This window comes from Chryseobacterium gotjawalense, from assembly GCF_030012525.1.
In the GTDB taxonomy this organism is placed as follows: Bacteria; Bacteroidota; Bacteroidia; order Flavobacteriales; family Weeksellaceae; genus Kaistella; species Kaistella gotjawalense.
The window spans coordinates 2,308,422-2,326,423 of sequence record NZ_CP124855.1 but is presented as its reverse complement, the minus strand read 5'-3'; the positions used below and the strand labels follow the sequence as shown (position 1 = coordinate 2,326,423).

The 18,002-nt window shown below is 38.5% G+C and carries 14 protein-coding genes; 9 read left to right on the top strand and 5 right to left on the bottom strand.

The window, feature by feature from the left end:
• Window positions 1-74 precede the first annotated feature (74 nt).
• The 3 genes from QGN23_RS10620 (at window position 75) to QGN23_RS10610 (ending at window position 4,347) form a co-directional block, all read left to right on the top strand.
• Window positions 75-1,025 (top strand): isopenicillin N synthase family dioxygenase, encoded by a 951-nt coding sequence (locus QGN23_RS10620; protein ID WP_282904280.1) that lies wholly within the window; start codon window positions 75-77, stop codon window positions 1,023-1,025.
• Between the two features lie 202 nt (window positions 1,026-1,227).
• Complete coding sequence (glmM, locus tag QGN23_RS10615; RefSeq protein WP_282904279.1) at window positions 1,228-2,610, top strand: phosphoglucosamine mutase; 1,383 nt, start codon at window positions 1,228-1,230, stop codon at window positions 2,608-2,610.
• Between the two features lie 366 nt (window positions 2,611-2,976).
• Window positions 2,977-4,347 (top strand): tetratricopeptide repeat protein, encoded by a 1,371-nt coding sequence (locus tag QGN23_RS10610; RefSeq protein ID WP_282904278.1) that lies wholly within the window; start codon window positions 2,977-2,979, stop codon window positions 4,345-4,347.
• Between the two features lie 83 nt (window positions 4,348-4,430).
• Here the strand turns inward: QGN23_RS10610 and QGN23_RS10605 are convergent, their stop codons facing one another.
• The 5 genes from QGN23_RS10605 to QGN23_RS10585 form a co-directional block, all read right to left on the bottom strand.
• Window positions 4,431-5,723 (bottom strand): DUF6080 domain-containing protein, encoded by a 1,293-nt coding sequence (locus tag QGN23_RS10605; protein WP_282904277.1) that lies wholly within the window; start codon window positions 5,721-5,723, stop codon window positions 4,431-4,433.
• 12 nt (window positions 5,724-5,735) lie between these two features.
• Window positions 5,736-7,280: a protein adenylyltransferase SelO gene (locus QGN23_RS10600; RefSeq protein ID WP_282904276.1), complete on the bottom strand. Its 1,545-nt coding sequence runs from the start codon at window positions 7,278-7,280 to the stop codon at window positions 5,736-5,738.
• Between the two features lie 74 nt (window positions 7,281-7,354).
• Window positions 7,355-9,736 (bottom strand): penicillin-binding protein 1A, encoded by a 2,382-nt coding sequence (locus QGN23_RS10595; RefSeq protein ID WP_282904275.1) that lies wholly within the window; start codon window positions 9,734-9,736, stop codon window positions 7,355-7,357.
• A gap of 8 nt (window positions 9,737-9,744) precedes the next feature.
• On the bottom strand, window positions 9,745-10,209 hold the full coding sequence (locus tag QGN23_RS10590) for a gliding motility lipoprotein GldH (RefSeq protein ID WP_282904274.1): 465 nt from the start codon (window positions 10,207-10,209) through the stop codon (window positions 9,745-9,747).
• Entirely contained in the window at window positions 10,202-11,509 is a 1,308-nt protein-coding gene (locus tag QGN23_RS10585; protein ID WP_282904273.1) for a PSP1 domain-containing protein, read from the bottom strand. The genes QGN23_RS10590 and QGN23_RS10585 overlap by 8 nt, the downstream gene beginning before the upstream one ends.
• Before the next feature lie 389 nt (window positions 11,510-11,898).
• On the opposite strand from QGN23_RS10585, the gene QGN23_RS10580 reads away from it, so the two are divergent.
• The 6 genes from QGN23_RS10580 to QGN23_RS10555 all read left to right on the top strand — a co-directional run bounded on the left by QGN23_RS10580 (window position 11,899) and on the right by QGN23_RS10555 (window position 17,903).
• Window positions 11,899-13,137: an OmpP1/FadL family transporter gene (locus QGN23_RS10580; RefSeq protein WP_282904272.1), complete on the top strand. Its 1,239-nt coding sequence runs from the start codon at window positions 11,899-11,901 to the stop codon at window positions 13,135-13,137.
• Window positions 13,138-13,152: 15 nt separating this feature from the next.
• Window positions 13,153-14,688, top strand: coding sequence for an SGNH/GDSL hydrolase family protein (locus QGN23_RS10575; RefSeq protein WP_282904271.1), 1,536 nt, complete (start codon window positions 13,153-13,155; stop codon window positions 14,686-14,688).
• Window positions 14,689-14,776: 88 nt separating this feature from the next.
• Complete coding sequence (locus QGN23_RS10570) at window positions 14,777-15,715, top strand: ribose-phosphate pyrophosphokinase (RefSeq protein ID WP_282904270.1); 939 nt, start codon at window positions 14,777-14,779, stop codon at window positions 15,713-15,715.
• Between the two features lie 49 nt (window positions 15,716-15,764).
• Complete coding sequence (locus QGN23_RS10565; RefSeq protein ID WP_282904269.1) at window positions 15,765-16,400, top strand: 50S ribosomal protein L25/general stress protein Ctc; 636 nt, start codon at window positions 15,765-15,767, stop codon at window positions 16,398-16,400.
• Window positions 16,401-16,749: 349 nt separating this feature from the next.
• A complete protein-coding gene (locus QGN23_RS10560) occupies window positions 16,750-17,295 on the top strand; it encodes an energy transducer TonB (protein WP_282904268.1) in 546 nt (181 codons plus the stop codon).
• Window positions 17,296-17,360: 65 nt separating this feature from the next.
• The gene (locus QGN23_RS10555) at window positions 17,361-17,903 is read left to right on the top strand and encodes a DUF3575 domain-containing protein (protein ID WP_282904267.1); all 543 of its coding nucleotides are present in this window, start codon (window positions 17,361-17,363) and stop codon (window positions 17,901-17,903) included.
• Window positions 17,904-18,002: the final 99 nt, after the last annotated feature.

The window sequence follows — 18,002 nt, the reverse complement described above, 5'->3', positions numbered from 1 at the left end:
TGGCAAATTTACTGATAATTAAAATTTTAATCTAAAAAAACTTAAATTTGCAGACGAATTCTTAATCAAACAAAATGAAACAGATCCCAAGTGTGGATTTGCGTGATTTCCTTTCGGGTGAACCGGAACGCAAACAAAAATTTGTAAATGAAATCGGAAAAGCATACGAAGAAATTGGCTTCGTTGCGCTAAAAGGTCACTTCTTAGACGACCGGTTGGTTGATGAACTTTATGGCGAAGTAAAAAAATTCTTTGATCTGCCTGTAGAAACCAAACAGAAATACGAAATCCCCGGAATCGGCGGACAGCGTGGTTATGTAGGTTTCGGAAAAGAAACCGCAAAAGGTTTCAAAAAAGGAGATTTAAAAGAATTCTGGCATTTCGGACAGTATCTGGAAGACGGCTCAAAATACGCAGCTGAATATCCGGATAATGTAGAAGTTACAGAAAATCCCAAATTCAATGTTGTTGGAAAAGAAGCTTACCAAATGTTGGAAAAAACCGGCGTTTATGTTTTGCGGGCTTTGGCTTTGTATCTTGGTTTAGATGAGTTTTATTTCGACAAATTTGTCGCTGAAGGAAACTCTATTTTGAGACCAATCCATTATCCGCCGATTACGCAGGAGCCGGACAATGCAGTTCGAGCAGCTGCCCACGGCGACATCAATTTGATTACGCTTTTGATGGGCGCTCAGGGAAAAGGACTTCAGGTGATGAATCACGATGGAGAGTGGATCGATGCTATTGCACAACCAGACGAACTGATGATCAATGTTGGCGATATGTTGTCAAGACATACCAATAACAAACTGAAATCTACAATTCACCAAGTGGTAAATCCGCCGAGAGAAATGTGGGGAACTTCCCGTTATTCCATTCCGTTTTTTATGCATCCGGTGAGCGAAATGCCGCTGAATGCTTTAGAAAACTGTGTGGATGAGAACAACCCGAAATTGTATGAAGACACTACGGCAGGAGAATTTCTGCAAGAAAGATTGATTGAACTCGGTTTGATCAAAAAATAAATTAATCTTTTATTAATTTAAGGAACGGGCATTTTTGTCCGTTTTTTTTATAGCCGTGCAACAAAAATGGCGCAGTTTTCTGTTATTTTAAATTTTGCAAAACTGTGGTTAAATCTTCGTATTTTTGCAAAGTTTTAAACAGCATTTTCCAGACATCTTAAAAATGCTGAAATGAAGAACCACAATTAAATAATTTCAACGTATGTCTTTAATAAAATCGATCTCAGGAATCCGCGGAACCATCGGTGGGAAAGTTGATGAAAATCTAACTCCACTTGATGTGGTAAAATTCACGTCAGCTTTTGGGACTTGGCTTCAAAATAATAAAAACAAAAAAGATTTAACCTTAGTCGTTGGTCGTGATGCCCGTATTTCCGGAGCAATGGTGAATTCATTGGTTACTGCAACTTTACAGGGGTTGGGAATTCACGTAATTGATTTAGGTCTTTCTACAACGCCAACTGTTGAGGTAATGGTTCCGGAACTCAACGCAGATGGTGGAATTATTTTAACCGCTTCTCACAATCCAAAACAATGGAACGCGCTGAAATTATTAAATGAGAAAGGCGAATTCATTACCGGTGAGAATGGCACTGAAGTTTTAGCATTAGCGGAAAGTCAGGATTTTGAGTATGCCCAGGTTGATGATTTAGGAAAATACGAAACCAGAGACGATGCTTTCGATATTCATATTCAAAAGATTTTGGATTTGCCGATGGTTGATGCCGAAGCCATTAAAGCTAAAAAATTCAAAGTCGTTGTAGACGCTGTAAATTCTACCGGCGGAATTGCCATTCCTCAGTTGTTAGAACATTTCGGGTGTGAAGTCGTGAAATTATACTGCGAACCAACCGGCCATTTTCCACACAATCCGGAACCGTTAAAAGAACATTTAGGAGACATTTGCGAACTGATGAAAGCCGAGAAAGCCGATGTCGGAATCGTGGTTGACCCAGATGTTGACCGCTTGGCTTTGGTGGATGAAAACGGTGAGCTTTTCGGTGAAGAATACACTTTGGTTGCCGTTGCAGATTATCTTTTGAAAAATAAAAAAGGTGTGGCGGTTTCTAATCTTTCTTCGAGTCGCGCTTTAAGAGACGTCGCACGTACGTTGGGTTCCGAATATTTCGCAAGTGCTGTGGGAGAAGTCAACGTGGTTACTTTAATGAAAGAAAAAAATGCGGTTATCGGTGGCGAAGGAAATGGAGGAATTATTTACCCTGAACTTCATTACGGCCGGGATTCTTTGGTGGGTGTGGCTCTATTTTTGACGCATTTGGCAAAAGAAAACAAAACGGTTTCAGAACTCCGGGCGACTTATCCAAGTTATTTTATGGGTAAAAAGAAAATCGAGTTAACTCCTGATATTAATGTTGACGAGCTTTTAACTAAAGTGGAAAAAGAGTATCAAAATGAGGAACTTTCAACAATTGATGGTGTGAAGATCGATTTTGAAAACAATTGGGTACATTTGAGAAAGTCAAATACAGAACCGATTATCAGGATTTATACCGAGGCATTTTCACAAGAAGAAGCCGATCAATTGGGAGATCAAATGATCGAAAAGATTAAAAGTTTGATTTAAAAATGAAAAGATAAAGTCCGAAGAAAGATGTTTTCCGAAGATTTTTGATTTTTCAGATATAAATTATTAATTTTATTAAAATTTTAAAAAATACCATCTCAATCGATCCGAAAAACAAAAAAGAAATTGTCAAAAATCAGTAATGTTCTTAAAGCTGTCGGAGTATATTTTGTTGAGAATGGAGAATTTTACGGTAAAGATTTTGTAAAAAAATTAAAAAATCTAGACAAGAGATAAAAAGAGGGGAAACCCAAAAAATTGCTCTTGAAGATTTATAGAAATAAAAAAGGATAGTATTAATAAAAGAAAAAACTTTTTCAAAAACTACAAAGTAATTTTAGCAATTGAAAAAAGATAACAAATATTTTGGAAGAATTTTTTGAAAATGAACTTGTAGAAAAGTTCGAAGCAATGGTTGAGAATAATGATGAATTCTACTTCGAAACCGAGGAGTATGAAGAAATCATTATTTATTACCTCGAAATGGGGGATATCTCCTTCGCCGATATGGCAACGAAATATGGGTTGAAAATTCACCCGAACTCCCTTGATTTAAAAGTGAAACAGTTCGAGGTTCTTTTGGAACTGGAAAAATATCCTGAAGCCAAAGAACTGATGAATGAACTGAAGGAATCCTGCATGGATAATACAGACTTTCTGGTTTGCTGCGCCAAATATTATTCCAACCTTGGTAATCCAAGACGCTCGATAGAATATTGCGAGAAAGGGCTGGAACTGGAAGAAGAAGAAAATTTCCTGCATAATTTCATCGCCGATGAATTTGTCAATTTGGAGGATCCGTTTAAAGCCTTGAAACATTATAAACTGGCTCTGAATTTTGATCCGCAGGATGAGTATTCCTTAGAAAACGTGATGTCCTGTTATAACCAATTGAAAAGAAGCGATGAAGCCATCGAGTTTCTGAACGGTTATCTGGATAAATTTGCGTTCTCAGAAACCGCTTGGTACGAATACGGACAGTTTTACTTTAACAGGAAAAACTACGAAGAAGCGATTAAAGGGTTCGATTATCTTTTGGCAATCAATCCTCAGTCCGTGGGTGTTTACGCCAACAAAGCGGCCTGTTTCGAAGCGATGGGCGAATGGTCGAAAGCCATCTCGGTTTACGAGGAAATGTTGGCGTTGGAATACACGAAATCATTTACTTTTTATAAAATTGGACTGTGCTACAAAGAAAACAAACAACCGGTTTTGGCCTTGAACTCTTTTCAGAAATCATTGCGGGACGATCCCCAGTTTTACCTCTCGATGATGGAGCAATCCTACGTTTATGAAGAAATGGGTGCAATGAAAGAAGCCCTGCATTTTGCAAAAGAAGCGGTTTCCCTGAACGAATCCAATTTGGATTATCAGAAAAGACTGGCTTTTCTGTACATTGAAGGTGGCAAGTTTGAAGAAAGTTTAGTCTGCCTGAAAAGATTGGTAGATTTGGAACCAGAGCGTTTCTATAATTGGTATGCCTATTCAGAAGTATTAATGCTGATTGGCGAATTTGAAGAAGCCGTAAATGTCCTGGTAGAAGCGACAAAATCCCATATCAGAGCCGAACTGTTCTATCAGTTAAGCAACTGTTATTTCCAGCTGAACAGCCAGAAGAAAGGCAGGGAAGCATTGGCAACCGCTTTAAATCTCGATCCTCATTTGCTGGAAGATATGCAGCAAAAATATCCTTTCCTTAAAGAGGAAGTCGATAAGGTAAAAACCAAAAAGAAATAATTTTTTTTTAAATAAAATTAAAAACGCATTTTTTAATGCGTTTTTTTTTGTTTTAAAACTGAACTGAAAAAACGGCTATAGAATTATCGATAATACATTCCCAGAAAATCAAAAAACTCAGCCATTCTGAAAATGTTATTAATGATCAGGTAAAAGAACAGAACAGAAACAGTACCATACAAAAACGACAGCGTTTTCGGCGAATCTTTATAACCATAAAACAGCCAGCCCAGAAGCAACGGAATTACAAATATAAAGTGACCACCGTATATATAGGAAGTGTGCAGTCCGAATTTTAAAATACAGTGAATGACAATATCCACCAAAAAAGAAATCATCAGAATCTGAACGAATTTATTTTTAAGGTTTCTGGCAAAACTCCATAAAACAAGTATTAAAATCGCTGCCACAAAAAGATACGGAACCGCAGAGGAATAAACATCCATAAAAAGCGCTTTGTACTGGAATCCCTTTTTATTGTGATAATCGCGTAAAGCAAAACTGCTGAACAGTATATTGCCGCCAAAAAACCAGGACACCATCATGTCCCAAACCGGCGTTACTTTTGGGTTAGAAAACTTTTCGTATTGTTCACCGGATTTATTTAAAAAGTTTAAAAACTTAAAATCCAAACGGTACAAAAACAATAAGACAAATACAGAAACTGAAATTACAACGCGCAAAACAAGATTTCCAAATTTTCGCCAGTTCCGGAAAACCTTCTTTTCAAAAAGAAGCGGAATATATACTTTAACTATATTCGTTACCGTTAATCCACCGATAGCAACTCCTGCCAAAGCCAAAGCCGCAGCGGGAATTTTTTCTTCCTTTCTTAATTTTAAAGCGGCATAATAATTAAACAAAACCAGAAACAACAACGTGTAGGTGTAGGTTTCCGGGGTGAAGGAAAGTAAAATCGGAGTGGTGAAAAAAGAGAAAAAGAAAAGAATCAGTAAAGAAATCTTTTTGGGTAACGCAATAATATTCTTTAAATATTTGTAAATCTGAATTAAACTTAAACTCACCGCAAAGTTGCTGCACCACGCCAATACCAGTCGGAAGGTTCCATCTTTCTTTCCATGAGAAAACAAGTATGCAAACTCCCGTATCCAGTTGAAAAAATAGTTTGCTAACGGATGTCTCTCAAATCCGCCACCCGTCATGACAATTGCCCGGTTATCAAAACTAAAATAAGCGTCCCAGGGAATTCGGTCATCAAAAACAATTCGGTAATTCAAAGCAATTGTGGTTCCTAAGAACCCATACGCTGTAAGGAACAGTAGAAATAAAAACAATTCGAATTTTGTTTCCGGGAAAACAGTTTTCAGAAAACCGGTCAATTTTTGTTTCAGATTCAAGGTAATAAATTTGCGCAAAAGTAAGAAATTTTAAGAACTGCAGGAAAGTGTAGAACAACCGGTTTGTCCATCATATTGCGGCGGTCGTTTTACAGAAAACTCAGGGTAGATTTCCTGGTAAGGATTTTCTAAGGCAGTAAGTATTTTGTTCAGTAATTCTTTTTTTCCTTCATTCAGTTCATTGATGCATTCAAAAAGCAGATAATTTCTAAGGATGAACTTAGGATTTGTTTCTTTCATCATCATTAAAGACTCCGTTTTTGAAATTGAATTTTTCGCTAACCGACTTTGATAAAGACTGAGGAATTCTTTTAATTTTTCAAATTGCTCTTCTGTTGTTTTTGAATAGAAAACCTCCTTAAAGTGGATTTTGAAATCAATATTTTCCGAGTATGCTTCCAGTTGTTTAAAAAATAAAGTATAATCAATTTCTAAATCCTGCATGAGTTGTTGTGCTTTGGTGAATAATTCGTCATCACCTTGCTGCAGCTTATCAAGACCGAATTTTCTGGCCATCATTTCGTCATGCTTGATCCAAAAGTTCCTGTTGAAATCATTCAGGGTTTTTTCTAATTTCTTTTCATCTTTAATTAAAGGAAATAACGCATTTGCCAGTTGCCAAAGATTCCACTGTGCGATTTTTGCCTGATTTCCAAAAGCGTATCTGCGACCGGGTAAATCCGTCGTATTTGGGGTGAAATTCAAATCATATTCATCCAGGAAAGAAAACGGACCGTAATCAGTTGTTAAGCCGATAATCGACATATTGTCGGTGTTCATCACGCCGTGAACGAATCCTACGCGATACCATTCTACAATCATATCGGCAGTTTTATGGGCGACTGCTTTAAAGAACTCGGCATATTTCTCCGGACTGGTGCTGTCGATCTCAGGGAAGTAATTTTCGACCGCAAAATCAGCGAGTTGTTGCAAAGTTTGATTTTCACCTTGGGCAGAAAGCAATTCAAAATGTCCAAACCTTAAAAAACTCGGCGCGGTTCTGGTCATGACGGCTCCTTTTTCATAAGCGGCATTCCCATCATATAACATGTCCCGAATGACTTGTTCACCGCTAAAAGAAAGGGATAACGCACGTGTTGTCGGAATTCCCAAATGATACATCGCCTCGCTCATTAAATATTCCCTAACGGAAGAACGGAGAACGGCCCGACCGTCTGCGTGACGGGAATACGGAGTTGCACCGGCACCTTTCCATTGTATTTCGGTGTTTTCACCTTGGGCATTTTTAATCTCGCCAGCAAAAATAGCACGGCCATCTCCCAATTGTCCCGCCCAGTTGCCGAACTGATGCCCGGCGTATGCCGTTGCGTAAGTTTTCATATCGCTGGGAAGAGATTTTGCGTTTAAAAAATCTTCATCGGCTTGGTTTTCAATTTTCTCTAAACCGATTTCGACGGCAAGTTTTTCATTAAATATAATCAGTTCAGGGTTTTCAAAACCGGCAATTTCTACGGTAGAAAATACGGCTTTTGGTGTTTGCCTTTGCATGGGATTTCCAGAAAGATCACCGGGAAAAAGCGTTAAGTATTGTTGGGTAATTTGATCTAAATTCATGATTCAAAGTTCGTTAAAAAAAACATCCTTCCAAAGATTGAAAGGATGTTTTCCATTTATTGTATAGATGGTCGTTATTTGTTAAAATCGATATCGTCGCCGGTATTGATATTTTCATTAACGTTATCTTCTTTTCTTGCCGACGGTTTTTTGGTGTTGTTCACCGGCTCTTCTGTCTTTGGATTCTTGATTTCATCGATGGTTTGCAAACCGCCATCGTCACCATAGCCGCCAAGTCCATTCAGATCGCCGCAGTTTCCGGTCCAGTTAGACGGTTTCACGAATTTATCTTCGGGAGAAATTCCCAATTCTTTATCTGCCCAAACTTTTTTCATATAAATCGCCCAAATCGGTAAGGCCATTTTAGCACCCTGTCCTTCACCGGTTCCCCGGAAATGCGTCGCCCGGTCTTCCCAGCCGACCCAAACGCCCGTTGCCAGATTCGGGGTGATTCCCATAAACCAACCATCGGAGTTATTTTGCGTTGTTCCCGTTTTACCTGCGATTTCGATTCCTTTCGGAACTCCTCTTCGCCCTAATTCTCCAGAAGCTGTTCCGAATTCTGTTACGCCTTTCATCAAATCAATCATGGTGTAAGCGTATAATTCGTTCATCACTTCCCTCGATACAGGTTTTACTTCTTTAATGACTCTTCCGTTGGCATCTTCAATTCTCCAGATCATTTCGGGTTTAATGTAATTTCCGTAATTGGCAAAAGTACTGTAAGCGCCCAACATTTCGTATATCGTAATATCTGAAGAACCTAATGCCACCGCATATTCGTTTGGAATTTCTTCGGTTACTCCCAGATCGCGGGCAGTTTGTATGACACTTTTAACGCCCGTCATTTCAATTAACCGAACCGCTACGGGGTTTTTAGAATGCGCAATCGCATCTCGTAAGGTTAAATTCCCACCTGACCCCAGCACTTTCCAACTTCCTTTGACGTAAGTAGCATTAGAAACGGTAGAACAAGGCGTCATTCCTAATTTCATAATTGCGGTGGCATAAACAAACGGTTTAAAGGTTGATCCCACCTGTCTTTTACCTTGTTTAATGTGGTCGTATTGAAAATGCTGCCAATTAATTCCTCCTACCCAAGCTTTAATTTCACCTGTTGCGGGAACCATCGACATCAACCCTGCCTGTGCAATTTGTTTATGATAACGGATAGAATCCCAAGGTGACATTTCAACTTCTTCTTCACCAGCCCAAGTAAATCTCGAAGTTTTAATTGGCTTTTTAAAATCGAGCATAATTGAATCTTCCGGCACACCCGCATTCTTTAATTGCTTGTATCTTCCGGTCCGCTTCATCGCACTGAGCATGATGGAGTTGATCTGAGTATCATTAATTAAATAGAAAGGTCTTTGTTTTCTGCCTCGCTGTTCGGCATCAAATCTACTTTGCAGATCGGTTAAATGTTCTTTAATCGCCTCTTCAGCATAGGTTTGCATTTTCGAATCCAGCGTGGTGTAAATTTTTAAACCATCTTTAAATAAATTTAAAGTTTTACCGGTATTCTTTTCGTAATCTTTTATATAGCTCTCGATTTCTTTTCTCAGATAATACTTATAGTAAGCCGAATAGCCTTCATCAATAGATTTAACGGGATGAAAATCAACATCGATAGGCGTTGCCACCGCTTTTTCATAGGTTGCCTGATCGAGATAACCTGTTTTCAACATTTGATCCAGCACCACATCTCTTCTGCGTTTTGCCCTTTCCGGATTTCGCATGGGATTATTTGCTACCGGCGCTTCAAGCATTGCTACAAACATTGCAGCTTCCGGCAAAGTGAGTTGATTTGCTTTTTTATTAAAATAAATTCGGGACGCCATTTCAATTCCGTTGGCATTATTTACAAAATCAAATTTGTTGAAATAAAGGGTAATAATTTCTTCTTTGGTATAGCGCTTTTCTAAACTTACTGCTACGACCCACTCCTTTAACTTCTGAAAAGATCTTTGGACACTGTTTTGCGATGCAGCTCCTGTAAATAAGAGTTTCGCCAATTGCTGGGTAATGGTGGAGCCACCACCGCGTTTTCCGCCAAAGGCAACCGCACGGGCAACCGATTGCAGATCAATTCCCGAGTGCTCTTTGAATCGCTCATCTTCTTTTGCCTGTAAGGCATAAATTAAAAAGGGTGGTAATTCCTTATAGGTAATAGGTTGGGTTTTTTCTTTTTCAAACTTACCCAACATTTGTCCATCTGAAGAATAAATTTCAGAAGCCACATAAATATCTGGATTCTCAAGTTCTTTTACATCGGGCATGTCACCAAGAAAACCTTGCGACACGGCAAAAAATATTGCTGCGATTCCCACGATGAGGAGAATGAGTGCAGTCCAAACAAATTTCACCCATTTTTTCCAGCCCGTGTTTTTGGCTTTTTTTGGAGGAAGCGGAAATTTTTGTTGCGGTTTACTTCCTTTGTTCTGTGTGTTTTCCATAAATAAGTTTACGGTTGTGCTGTTTCTATTTTTACGCCAATATCTTCAATTCCAGGCAGGTTATCATTTCTCATCGCTTGAATAATCCCGATGGAATACTCCCCATTGGCCGGAAATTTATAATCTAATTTATATTGAAAGAGGGTTTCTTTGGTATCGCCGAAACCTTTTCCTATCCACCTTCCGTTGGGTTCTACCAAAATATAATTCAGGGTATCTGTACTCTTCTTTTTCGTCTGCCCATCGAGGAAATTAACAATCAACCTGATATTGCTGTAAGGATAATCGTTGTTATTTCTTACAACAAATATAATATTTTTTGCTTTTTGAGCATCTGTTACTTTAAAGTCAAATTTCTGTTCTGCTTTTTTGTCCCATTTTCCGTTGAGATTATTCACAAACACCTGTTCAGAATCTTTACTGCAACTGGCAAGAAAACACAGAACGAAAAAAGCACCCATTATCTTATGCATTGTCATCACGTTTTGGCTGAGGCTTCTTTTTAAAGTTTTTCGGCTTTTGTTGAGGCGACTTTGCATTTGGCTGTGCTGGTTTATTAACAGGCTTTTCAGCTGGTTTTTCAGAAATTCTCTTTCTTTTTTCGCCTTGATTTACCGCCGGTTTGTTCTCTGACTTTTGCTGGTTGTTTGGCTTTCTTTTATTTTGATTTTTACCTGTGTTTTTATTCCTTCTTTCGAAGCGGTCCATATTATTTTCCTGGATTAAATCTACTGATTTCACAGGAATATCGTGAACTTTTACGTCTTCTAAAGGTGGTGCTTTCTCGCCTTTTTTATTTTTGGCGATCATTTTTTTCACATCCTGAACATCCAAATCATACCATGCCATTGAATGATCCGCATAAGCGAACCACATTCTTTTTTTGAAAACATCAATTTTAATACAGAACGCTTTTCCTTTTTCGGTGTCAATCGTTGTTGACGATGGCGGGAAATCGCTTAGCGCATCCAAATAACTGTCGAGTTCATAGTTAAGACAACATTTCAGTTTTCCACATTGGCCGGCTAATTTCTGAGGATTGATGCTCAGTTGCTGATACCTTGCTGCATTGGTATTTACAGAACGGAAGTCTGTCAACCAGGTTGAACAACACAATTCTCTTCCGCAAGACCCGATGCCTCCGACTTTTGCTGCTTCCTGCCGGAAACCGATTTGTTTCATATCAATCTTGGCGCGGAATAAAGAAGCGAATTCTTTAATCAGCTGGCGGAAATCCACGCGGGTTTCTGCGGTATAAAAGAAGGTAACTTTCGTGCCGTCACCCTGGTATTCCACATCGGTGATTTTCATTTCTAGATTGAGTGCATAAGCAATCTTTCTGGCTTGAATTTTTACGCTTTCTTCTTTTCCACGGGCATCTTGCCAAACCTCAATGTCTTTTTGGTTGGCTAAGCGGTAAATTTTCAGAGGGTTTTCTTCAGAGACATTTTTCTTTTTCATCTGAATTTTCACCAATTCTCCTGTAAGGCTTACTACACCTATATCGTGACCCGGACTAGATTCTACTGTGATAACGCTTCCCATATGAAGCGGTAATTTATTGACGTTTTTATAAAAAAATTTGCGATCGTTCTTGAATCTTACTTCCACAAAATCTGTTTGAGATTGAGATGGATTGTTAATATTCGAAAGCCAATCGAAAACACTTAATTTATAGCTATTCCCGCAAGTATCTACACTTCCACAGCCATTCGCGGATTTTGTTCCGCATGAATGGGACGAATCGCCGGATGTTTTACATCCACAACTCATATTTATATTTTTATTATATGTTGCAAATTTACTATATTTTTTTTTGTATATTTCAATGAGAGTGAATTTAACAGTGTAGATTTTTTAATTACGCATAAATAAGTCGGTATTTTGTGAATTACTTAATGTTCCTTGAAATACTATGCAAATAATATAATTTAAAAATTAAAATTAATTTCGCCATTATTGATTTCATTTAAATTAAACAGTAACTATTTTTATAGATAAATAATTTTAATAATCATTATTAATAAAGGCTTTTCAAGCTTCAACAGATGACGATCCAAATTAAACATTAGGCATATAATAGCATTTGTTTAAAATAATTTAAGAATAATTAACATTTGTTTAAAAATTAATTTTATATTTGGAACATTAATAATGATTTTATGAAAAAAATAGTTTTAACAACAGCATTGTTGGCTGGGGTTCTTGCTCACGCTGGAGGCTTTAGAGTTTCTTTACAAGGTGTAAAGCAATTAGCAATGGCTCACACAAGTGCACATGCGGAGGATGCGAGTGTAACATTTTTCAATCCTGCAGGAATGTCTTTCATCCCTTCTAAATTAAGTGTTGCAGCTGGTGGTTTTGGTGCCAAATCAATTGTAACGTACCAAAATTCATCTACTCTTCAATCTTATGAGACGAATAATCCTCTTGGAACACCGGTTTATGCTGCGATCGCGTATAAAGTTTTAGACAATGTTTCTATTGGATTTAATTTATCTACACCGTTCGGCAGCACTATTGAATGGCCTGCTGACTGGGCTGGCCGCGAAATCGTACAGCGTTTGGAGTTGAAAGCTTTTTATTTTCAACCCATGATTTCATTTAAATTAGCGCCTTGGGCATCTGTGGGTGGTAGTTATATCTATGCAAAAGGAAGTGTAAACTGGGACAAAGCGGTGACTCAGCCAGGCGCAACCCTCAATCTAACAGATGATAAAGCGTCTGGAAGCGGTTTTGGCGTCGGTTTTTATTTTCAGCCTGATGAAAAATGGGACATAAGCGTAGCTTACCGCTCACCAATAGATATGGAAGCCAAAAACGGAAAAGTAAGCTTCGACATTTCTCCGGCTTTATATCCTTCTTTAGGTCTGGATGCTGCCGGAACAGATTCTTTCAAAGCAACCCTGCCTTTAGTAAGTGAATATACCGTAGGCGTTACTTACAAAGTGACTCCGAAATGGTTGGTTTCTGCAGACTTTAATTACAGTGGTTGGGATCGATACAGCCAGCTTACTCTGGATTTTGCAAATGCACCAATCGGAAATCAACCCAACGATCCAACAGTTTTGGTAAGCCCGAAGAATTTCAAAAGCACCCAGACCTGGAGAGTGGGAACTCAATATAAAATCAATGATATGATTGCAGCACGCGCTGGATATTATTATGATCAATCGCCATATACGGATGAGAATTTCCAGGCGGAAACACCATCTTTTGACTCTAATATTATTACTGCCGGTTTAGGATTTAACCTTGCTAAAGGCTTTGGAGTAGATGTCGCAGGAGCAATTGCATTTCCAAAAAGCAGAGAGGTGAAAAACTCTTTTAACAACTTCTTCGGACAGGCGAAAGCGAAAGCGTATTATTTCGGTTTAGGTCTCTCATATAACGTATTTTAAGATTTAAATTTAATTATGAAAAAAATATTAATTTCAACAATCGCTGTTTCAGCATTATTTTTTACAATAAGCTGTGAAACAGATTTTGATACCGATGTAAGCAGCATCCAGGTTACTAATGGAGAAGCAAACTTTTCTAAATATGTTTCACTGGGAAACTCTTTGACTTCGGGATTCAGCAACAACGCTCTGTATATTGACGGACAAAACGATTCCTACCCAAATATCATGGCCCAACAAATGAAGCTTGCCGGTGGCGGAGCTTTCGTGCAACCATTAATGGCGGATAACAATGGTGGACTGGTACTTGGCGGTACTGTAATACAGGCGACCAAATTATATATTAAATCATTTACAAACGGTGCTCCTGATATTTTAAATATAAATGCGACTCCAACTACCAATGTTGCTACAAAAATTACAGGCTCACTAAACAATATGGGAATACCTGGTGCGAAATCCTTTCACCTTGTCACTCCTGGATACGGAAATATTGCAGGCGTCTCAACAGGAACAGCAAATCCATATTATGTAAGATTTTCTTCAAGCGCAACCTCCAGAGTGTTGGATGATGCGATTGCTCAAAAACCAACTTTCTATTCTTTGTGGATTGGAAACAATGACGTTTTAAGTTACGCTACAACCGGTGGAATGGGTACAGACCAAAAAGGAAATACCAACCCAGCGACTTATGGTCCAAATGATATCTCTGATCCGGCCGTTGTTGCAGGGTCAATTCAAACTATTTTAGAAACTTTTAAAATGTCCGGCGCAACCAAAGGAGTTATTGCAAACATTCCTTCTGTTACTTCAATTCCTTACTTTACTACTGTTCCTTACAATCCGCTAACACCGGCTGCTTTAGGAGCAAATCTGAGTGTTTTGAATGCCAGCTTGTACACCCCATTAAAACAAGCGCTTACCGCTTTTGGGGCTGGAAATAGAATTAATTTACTTTCTTCTACTTCTACAAACCCGGTTTTAATTAAAGATGTGTCTTTAACTAATCTGTCTGCGGAACTTACCCTTGCATTAACTCCATCATTAGGAGCAGCAACAGCAGCAGCGTTTGGTCAGATTTATGGTCAGGCAAGACAAAGCACCGGAGGGGATTATATCCTGTTGCCTACGAAATCAGTAATTGGTTCTACGGTATCGGGAGCACCTGCTTCTATCAATGTTTATGGTATCTCATATCCTTTGGAAAATCAACATGTTTTAACAGCAGCAGAAGCAGCTAAAGTAAAAGCAGCAGTTGATGCATATAACGCTTCCATAAAATCGCTCGCCGATAGCTATGGATTAGCTTTCGTAGATGCAAATGCGAAAATGAATGAATTGAACGGCCTTTCCGGGATTCAGTTTGATGGCGTGAAATATACCGCAAAATTTGTTACAGGAGGAACTTTCTCTCTGGATGGAGTTCACCTAACAGGAAGAGGATATGCAATTGTCGCCAATGAATTTTTGAAAATGATTAACCAAAAATATAAATCCACTTTGCCAATGGTAGAGGTGAATAGGTATCAAGGAGTAACATTCCCAAAATAAAATAAAATAAAATCATTAAACTTAAAACCACTTGAATTCTTCGAGTGGTTTTATTTTTTTAAATTTGCACATCTAAAAAAAAGTAAAAATGGCTGATCAGGCAAGTTATTTATTCTCTACCAGAACGAGCAAAGTTTTGGCGGAAAAAATTGCTCAATTTTATGGGCAAGAAATGGGGAAAATTAATTTCCAGGAATTTAGTGATGGGGAATTCGAACCCGTATTGGATGAATCTGTTCGTGGTGGGCGGGTTTTTTTGATTGGATCCACTTTTCCACCGGCAGACAATCTTCTTGAGTTACTGCTCATGATTGATGCAGCCAAAAGAGCATCTGCAAAAAGTGTCACGGTAGTTTTGCCTTATTACGGTCTGGCAAGACAGGATCGAAAGGACCAACCAAGAGCTCCAATCGGCGCAAAACTGGTTGCAAACCTACTCACCGCAGCTGGCGCAACCCGTGTGATGACCATGGATTTACACGCAGACCAAATCCAGGGATTTTTTGAAATTCCGGTAGATCATCTCTATGCCTCTACGATTTTCATCGAGTATATCCAGCAGTTAAAGTTGGAGAATCTTACCATTGCTTCACCAGATATGGGCGGTGCAAAAAGAGCAAAAAACTATGCAAGTCATCTTGGGGCAGATGTGGTAATCGCCTACAAAGAAAGAAAGAAAGCCAACGTTATCGAAGAAATGTTTTTGATTGGCCACGTAGAAGGAAGAAATGTAATCCTTATCGATGATATGATTGATACGGCGGGAACCCTCTGCAAAGCAGCAGATATTCTGATGGCTAACGGAGCGAAAACTGTCCGGGCAATGGCAACACACGGTGTCCTTTCGGGGAAAGCTTATGAAAACATTGAGAACTCCAAACTTTTAGAAGTGATTGTTACCGATACAATTCCTATCAAAACAGAATTATCTTCAAAAATAAAAGTATTGTCTTGTGCAGAACTCTTTGCAGACGTGATGAAAATGGTTCATGAACACAAATCGATAAGCGATAAATTCATTATTTAAAAAAATAATTTATATCTTTGCAACCTTAAAATTTTTTAATATAATTATAATGAAATCAATTACAATTCAAGGTACAAAAAGAGAAAGCGTAGGCAAGAAGTCTACTAAAGCCTTACGTGATGCTGAATTAGTTCCTTGTGTTGTTTACGGAGGCGCCGAAACTTTAAATTTTTCTGCAGAAGAAAAATCTTTCAAAGGTTTGGTATATACTCCTGAAGCACACACGGTATCTATTGAGGTTGACGGAAAAACCATTCCTGCCGTACTTCAGGACATTCAGTTCCACCCACTGACAGACAAAATCCTACACGCTGATTTCTATCAGTTGTCGGATGACAAACCTGTAGTGATGGAAGTTCCTGTAAAACTTATAGGACGTTCAAAAGGTGTTGTTGCTGGTGGTGCAATGAGACAGTCTTTCAGAAAACTGAAAGTGAAAGCAATCCCTGCAAACTTGCCAGACGAAATCGTGGTAGATGTTACTCCACTTAAAATTGGTAGCAAACTTTATGTTGGCGATATCAAAACAGAAGGATTCACTTTCATGCATCCTGCCAACGCAGTAGTAGTTGCTGTTAAAATGTCCAGAACTGCAGCCAAAGGTGGCGCGTCTGTTGACGAAGATGAAGAAGAAGAAACTCCAGCAGGAGACGTTCCAGCTACGGAAGAAACAAGTGCAGAATAAATCTACACCCAGTGATATAAAGTCCCGCCCAGCAATGAGCGGGACTTTTTTTATAATTCTGATGAGCCGTTTTATTTGGGCAGCTTAATCCGCCCTCCACTCCCGCTTTTTTCACGCCACTCCGTTTTGTGAAAAAGAGCTCCGTTCAGGTCGGGCTGCAGGATTTGGCGTTTTCTTGAAAAACCTTTCTTACCTTGAAAAACTGTTTCTAACTTCAATAACAAAACTTCTCATTTATTTTAATTATTTTTACTTTACAAAAAAAATTGTTGTGCTCACAAAACGGCTAAGTTTATTTTTTCTCCTGATTTTCTTTTTTTCTTCTGCTCAGCAGAACGAAGAATTTAAAATGGTGAAAAACTATTTTGATTATCAGCGTTCCATGCTGAACAGTGAATTCCGGAAACGATTCGATAGTGAAGTTACCACCGCCGATAAAATGACGGTTGAAAAGGATTTTCACGAGTTTATGCAGAAGCTCGACAGTCTTCAGAATAACGCTTTGATTCACGCTTTAGTAAGGGTCAAAATACGGGAAGATTTAAACCATTTTCAAAAGCAGGCACCATCTTCCGGTAATAATCCGGAAAAAGCTAAAGTAAGCAGCAATGCAGATTACCCGGGCGGTTTCAATATCATGCGCCAGCAGATCGCAGAGCATTTTTATACCAATGCCGTTTTAGCTGACCATAAAATGATGAGAACAGAACTGCTCTTTATTGTTGAAAGAGATGGGTCAATAACTTCAGTAAAAGCAGAAGGAGATAATTTCACTTTTAACCGCCAGGCCGAAATCGCACTTTATCTTCTCCCGGAAAAATTTGCTCCGGCTTTTATTAATGGAACAGCGGTGCGATACCGTTTCAGACTGCCTTTGTCCATGAATTTCGAATAGCTTAAAAAATTTAATTGCAATAACATTTCGTATTGGAATTAACTTTATATTTGATAAAAAAAAATATGAAAAACTATTTACTGATTGCCTCTCTCCTCTTTGCACTTAGCGTTCAGGCACAAAATACTGCTGACCAAAGACAAAATGACATTATTATCAGTCCGATTGAATTAATCGCAGGACCGGCTTTGAATTTATCTTATGAAAGGCTGCTGAATAAAGATTCCGGTATCGGTATTAATGCCTTGGTTCTTTTAGATAACAAAAACAATGGAGATGGTTTGCAATCTCAAATTTCACCTTATTACCGAATGTATTTTGGTAAAGGATATGCTTCTGGATTTTTTGTGGAAGGTTTTATACCGATCACCACATCAAATGATTCCGCGTACACTACTTACTTTGGTTCCGGTGTTTATTCTCCTTACACGTATCAGAAGAATACGACCATAGGAGCCGGAATTGGTTTTGGGGGAAAATGGGTTGCCAGAAGAAATATTGTTTTCGAAGCAAGTATGGGAATTGCCAGGAGATTTGGGATGAAATCTGAATATTCTGATACGCCGGTTACAGGAAAAGGAATGCTGGGAATTGGTTATCGTTTCTAGTAAGATCAATATTTTTAGAAAAAGGTTTAGTTTTGTACTGAACCTTTTTTTGATTATAAGTATCCTTTAAATTTACAACAGAAATCCATCAACAATCTA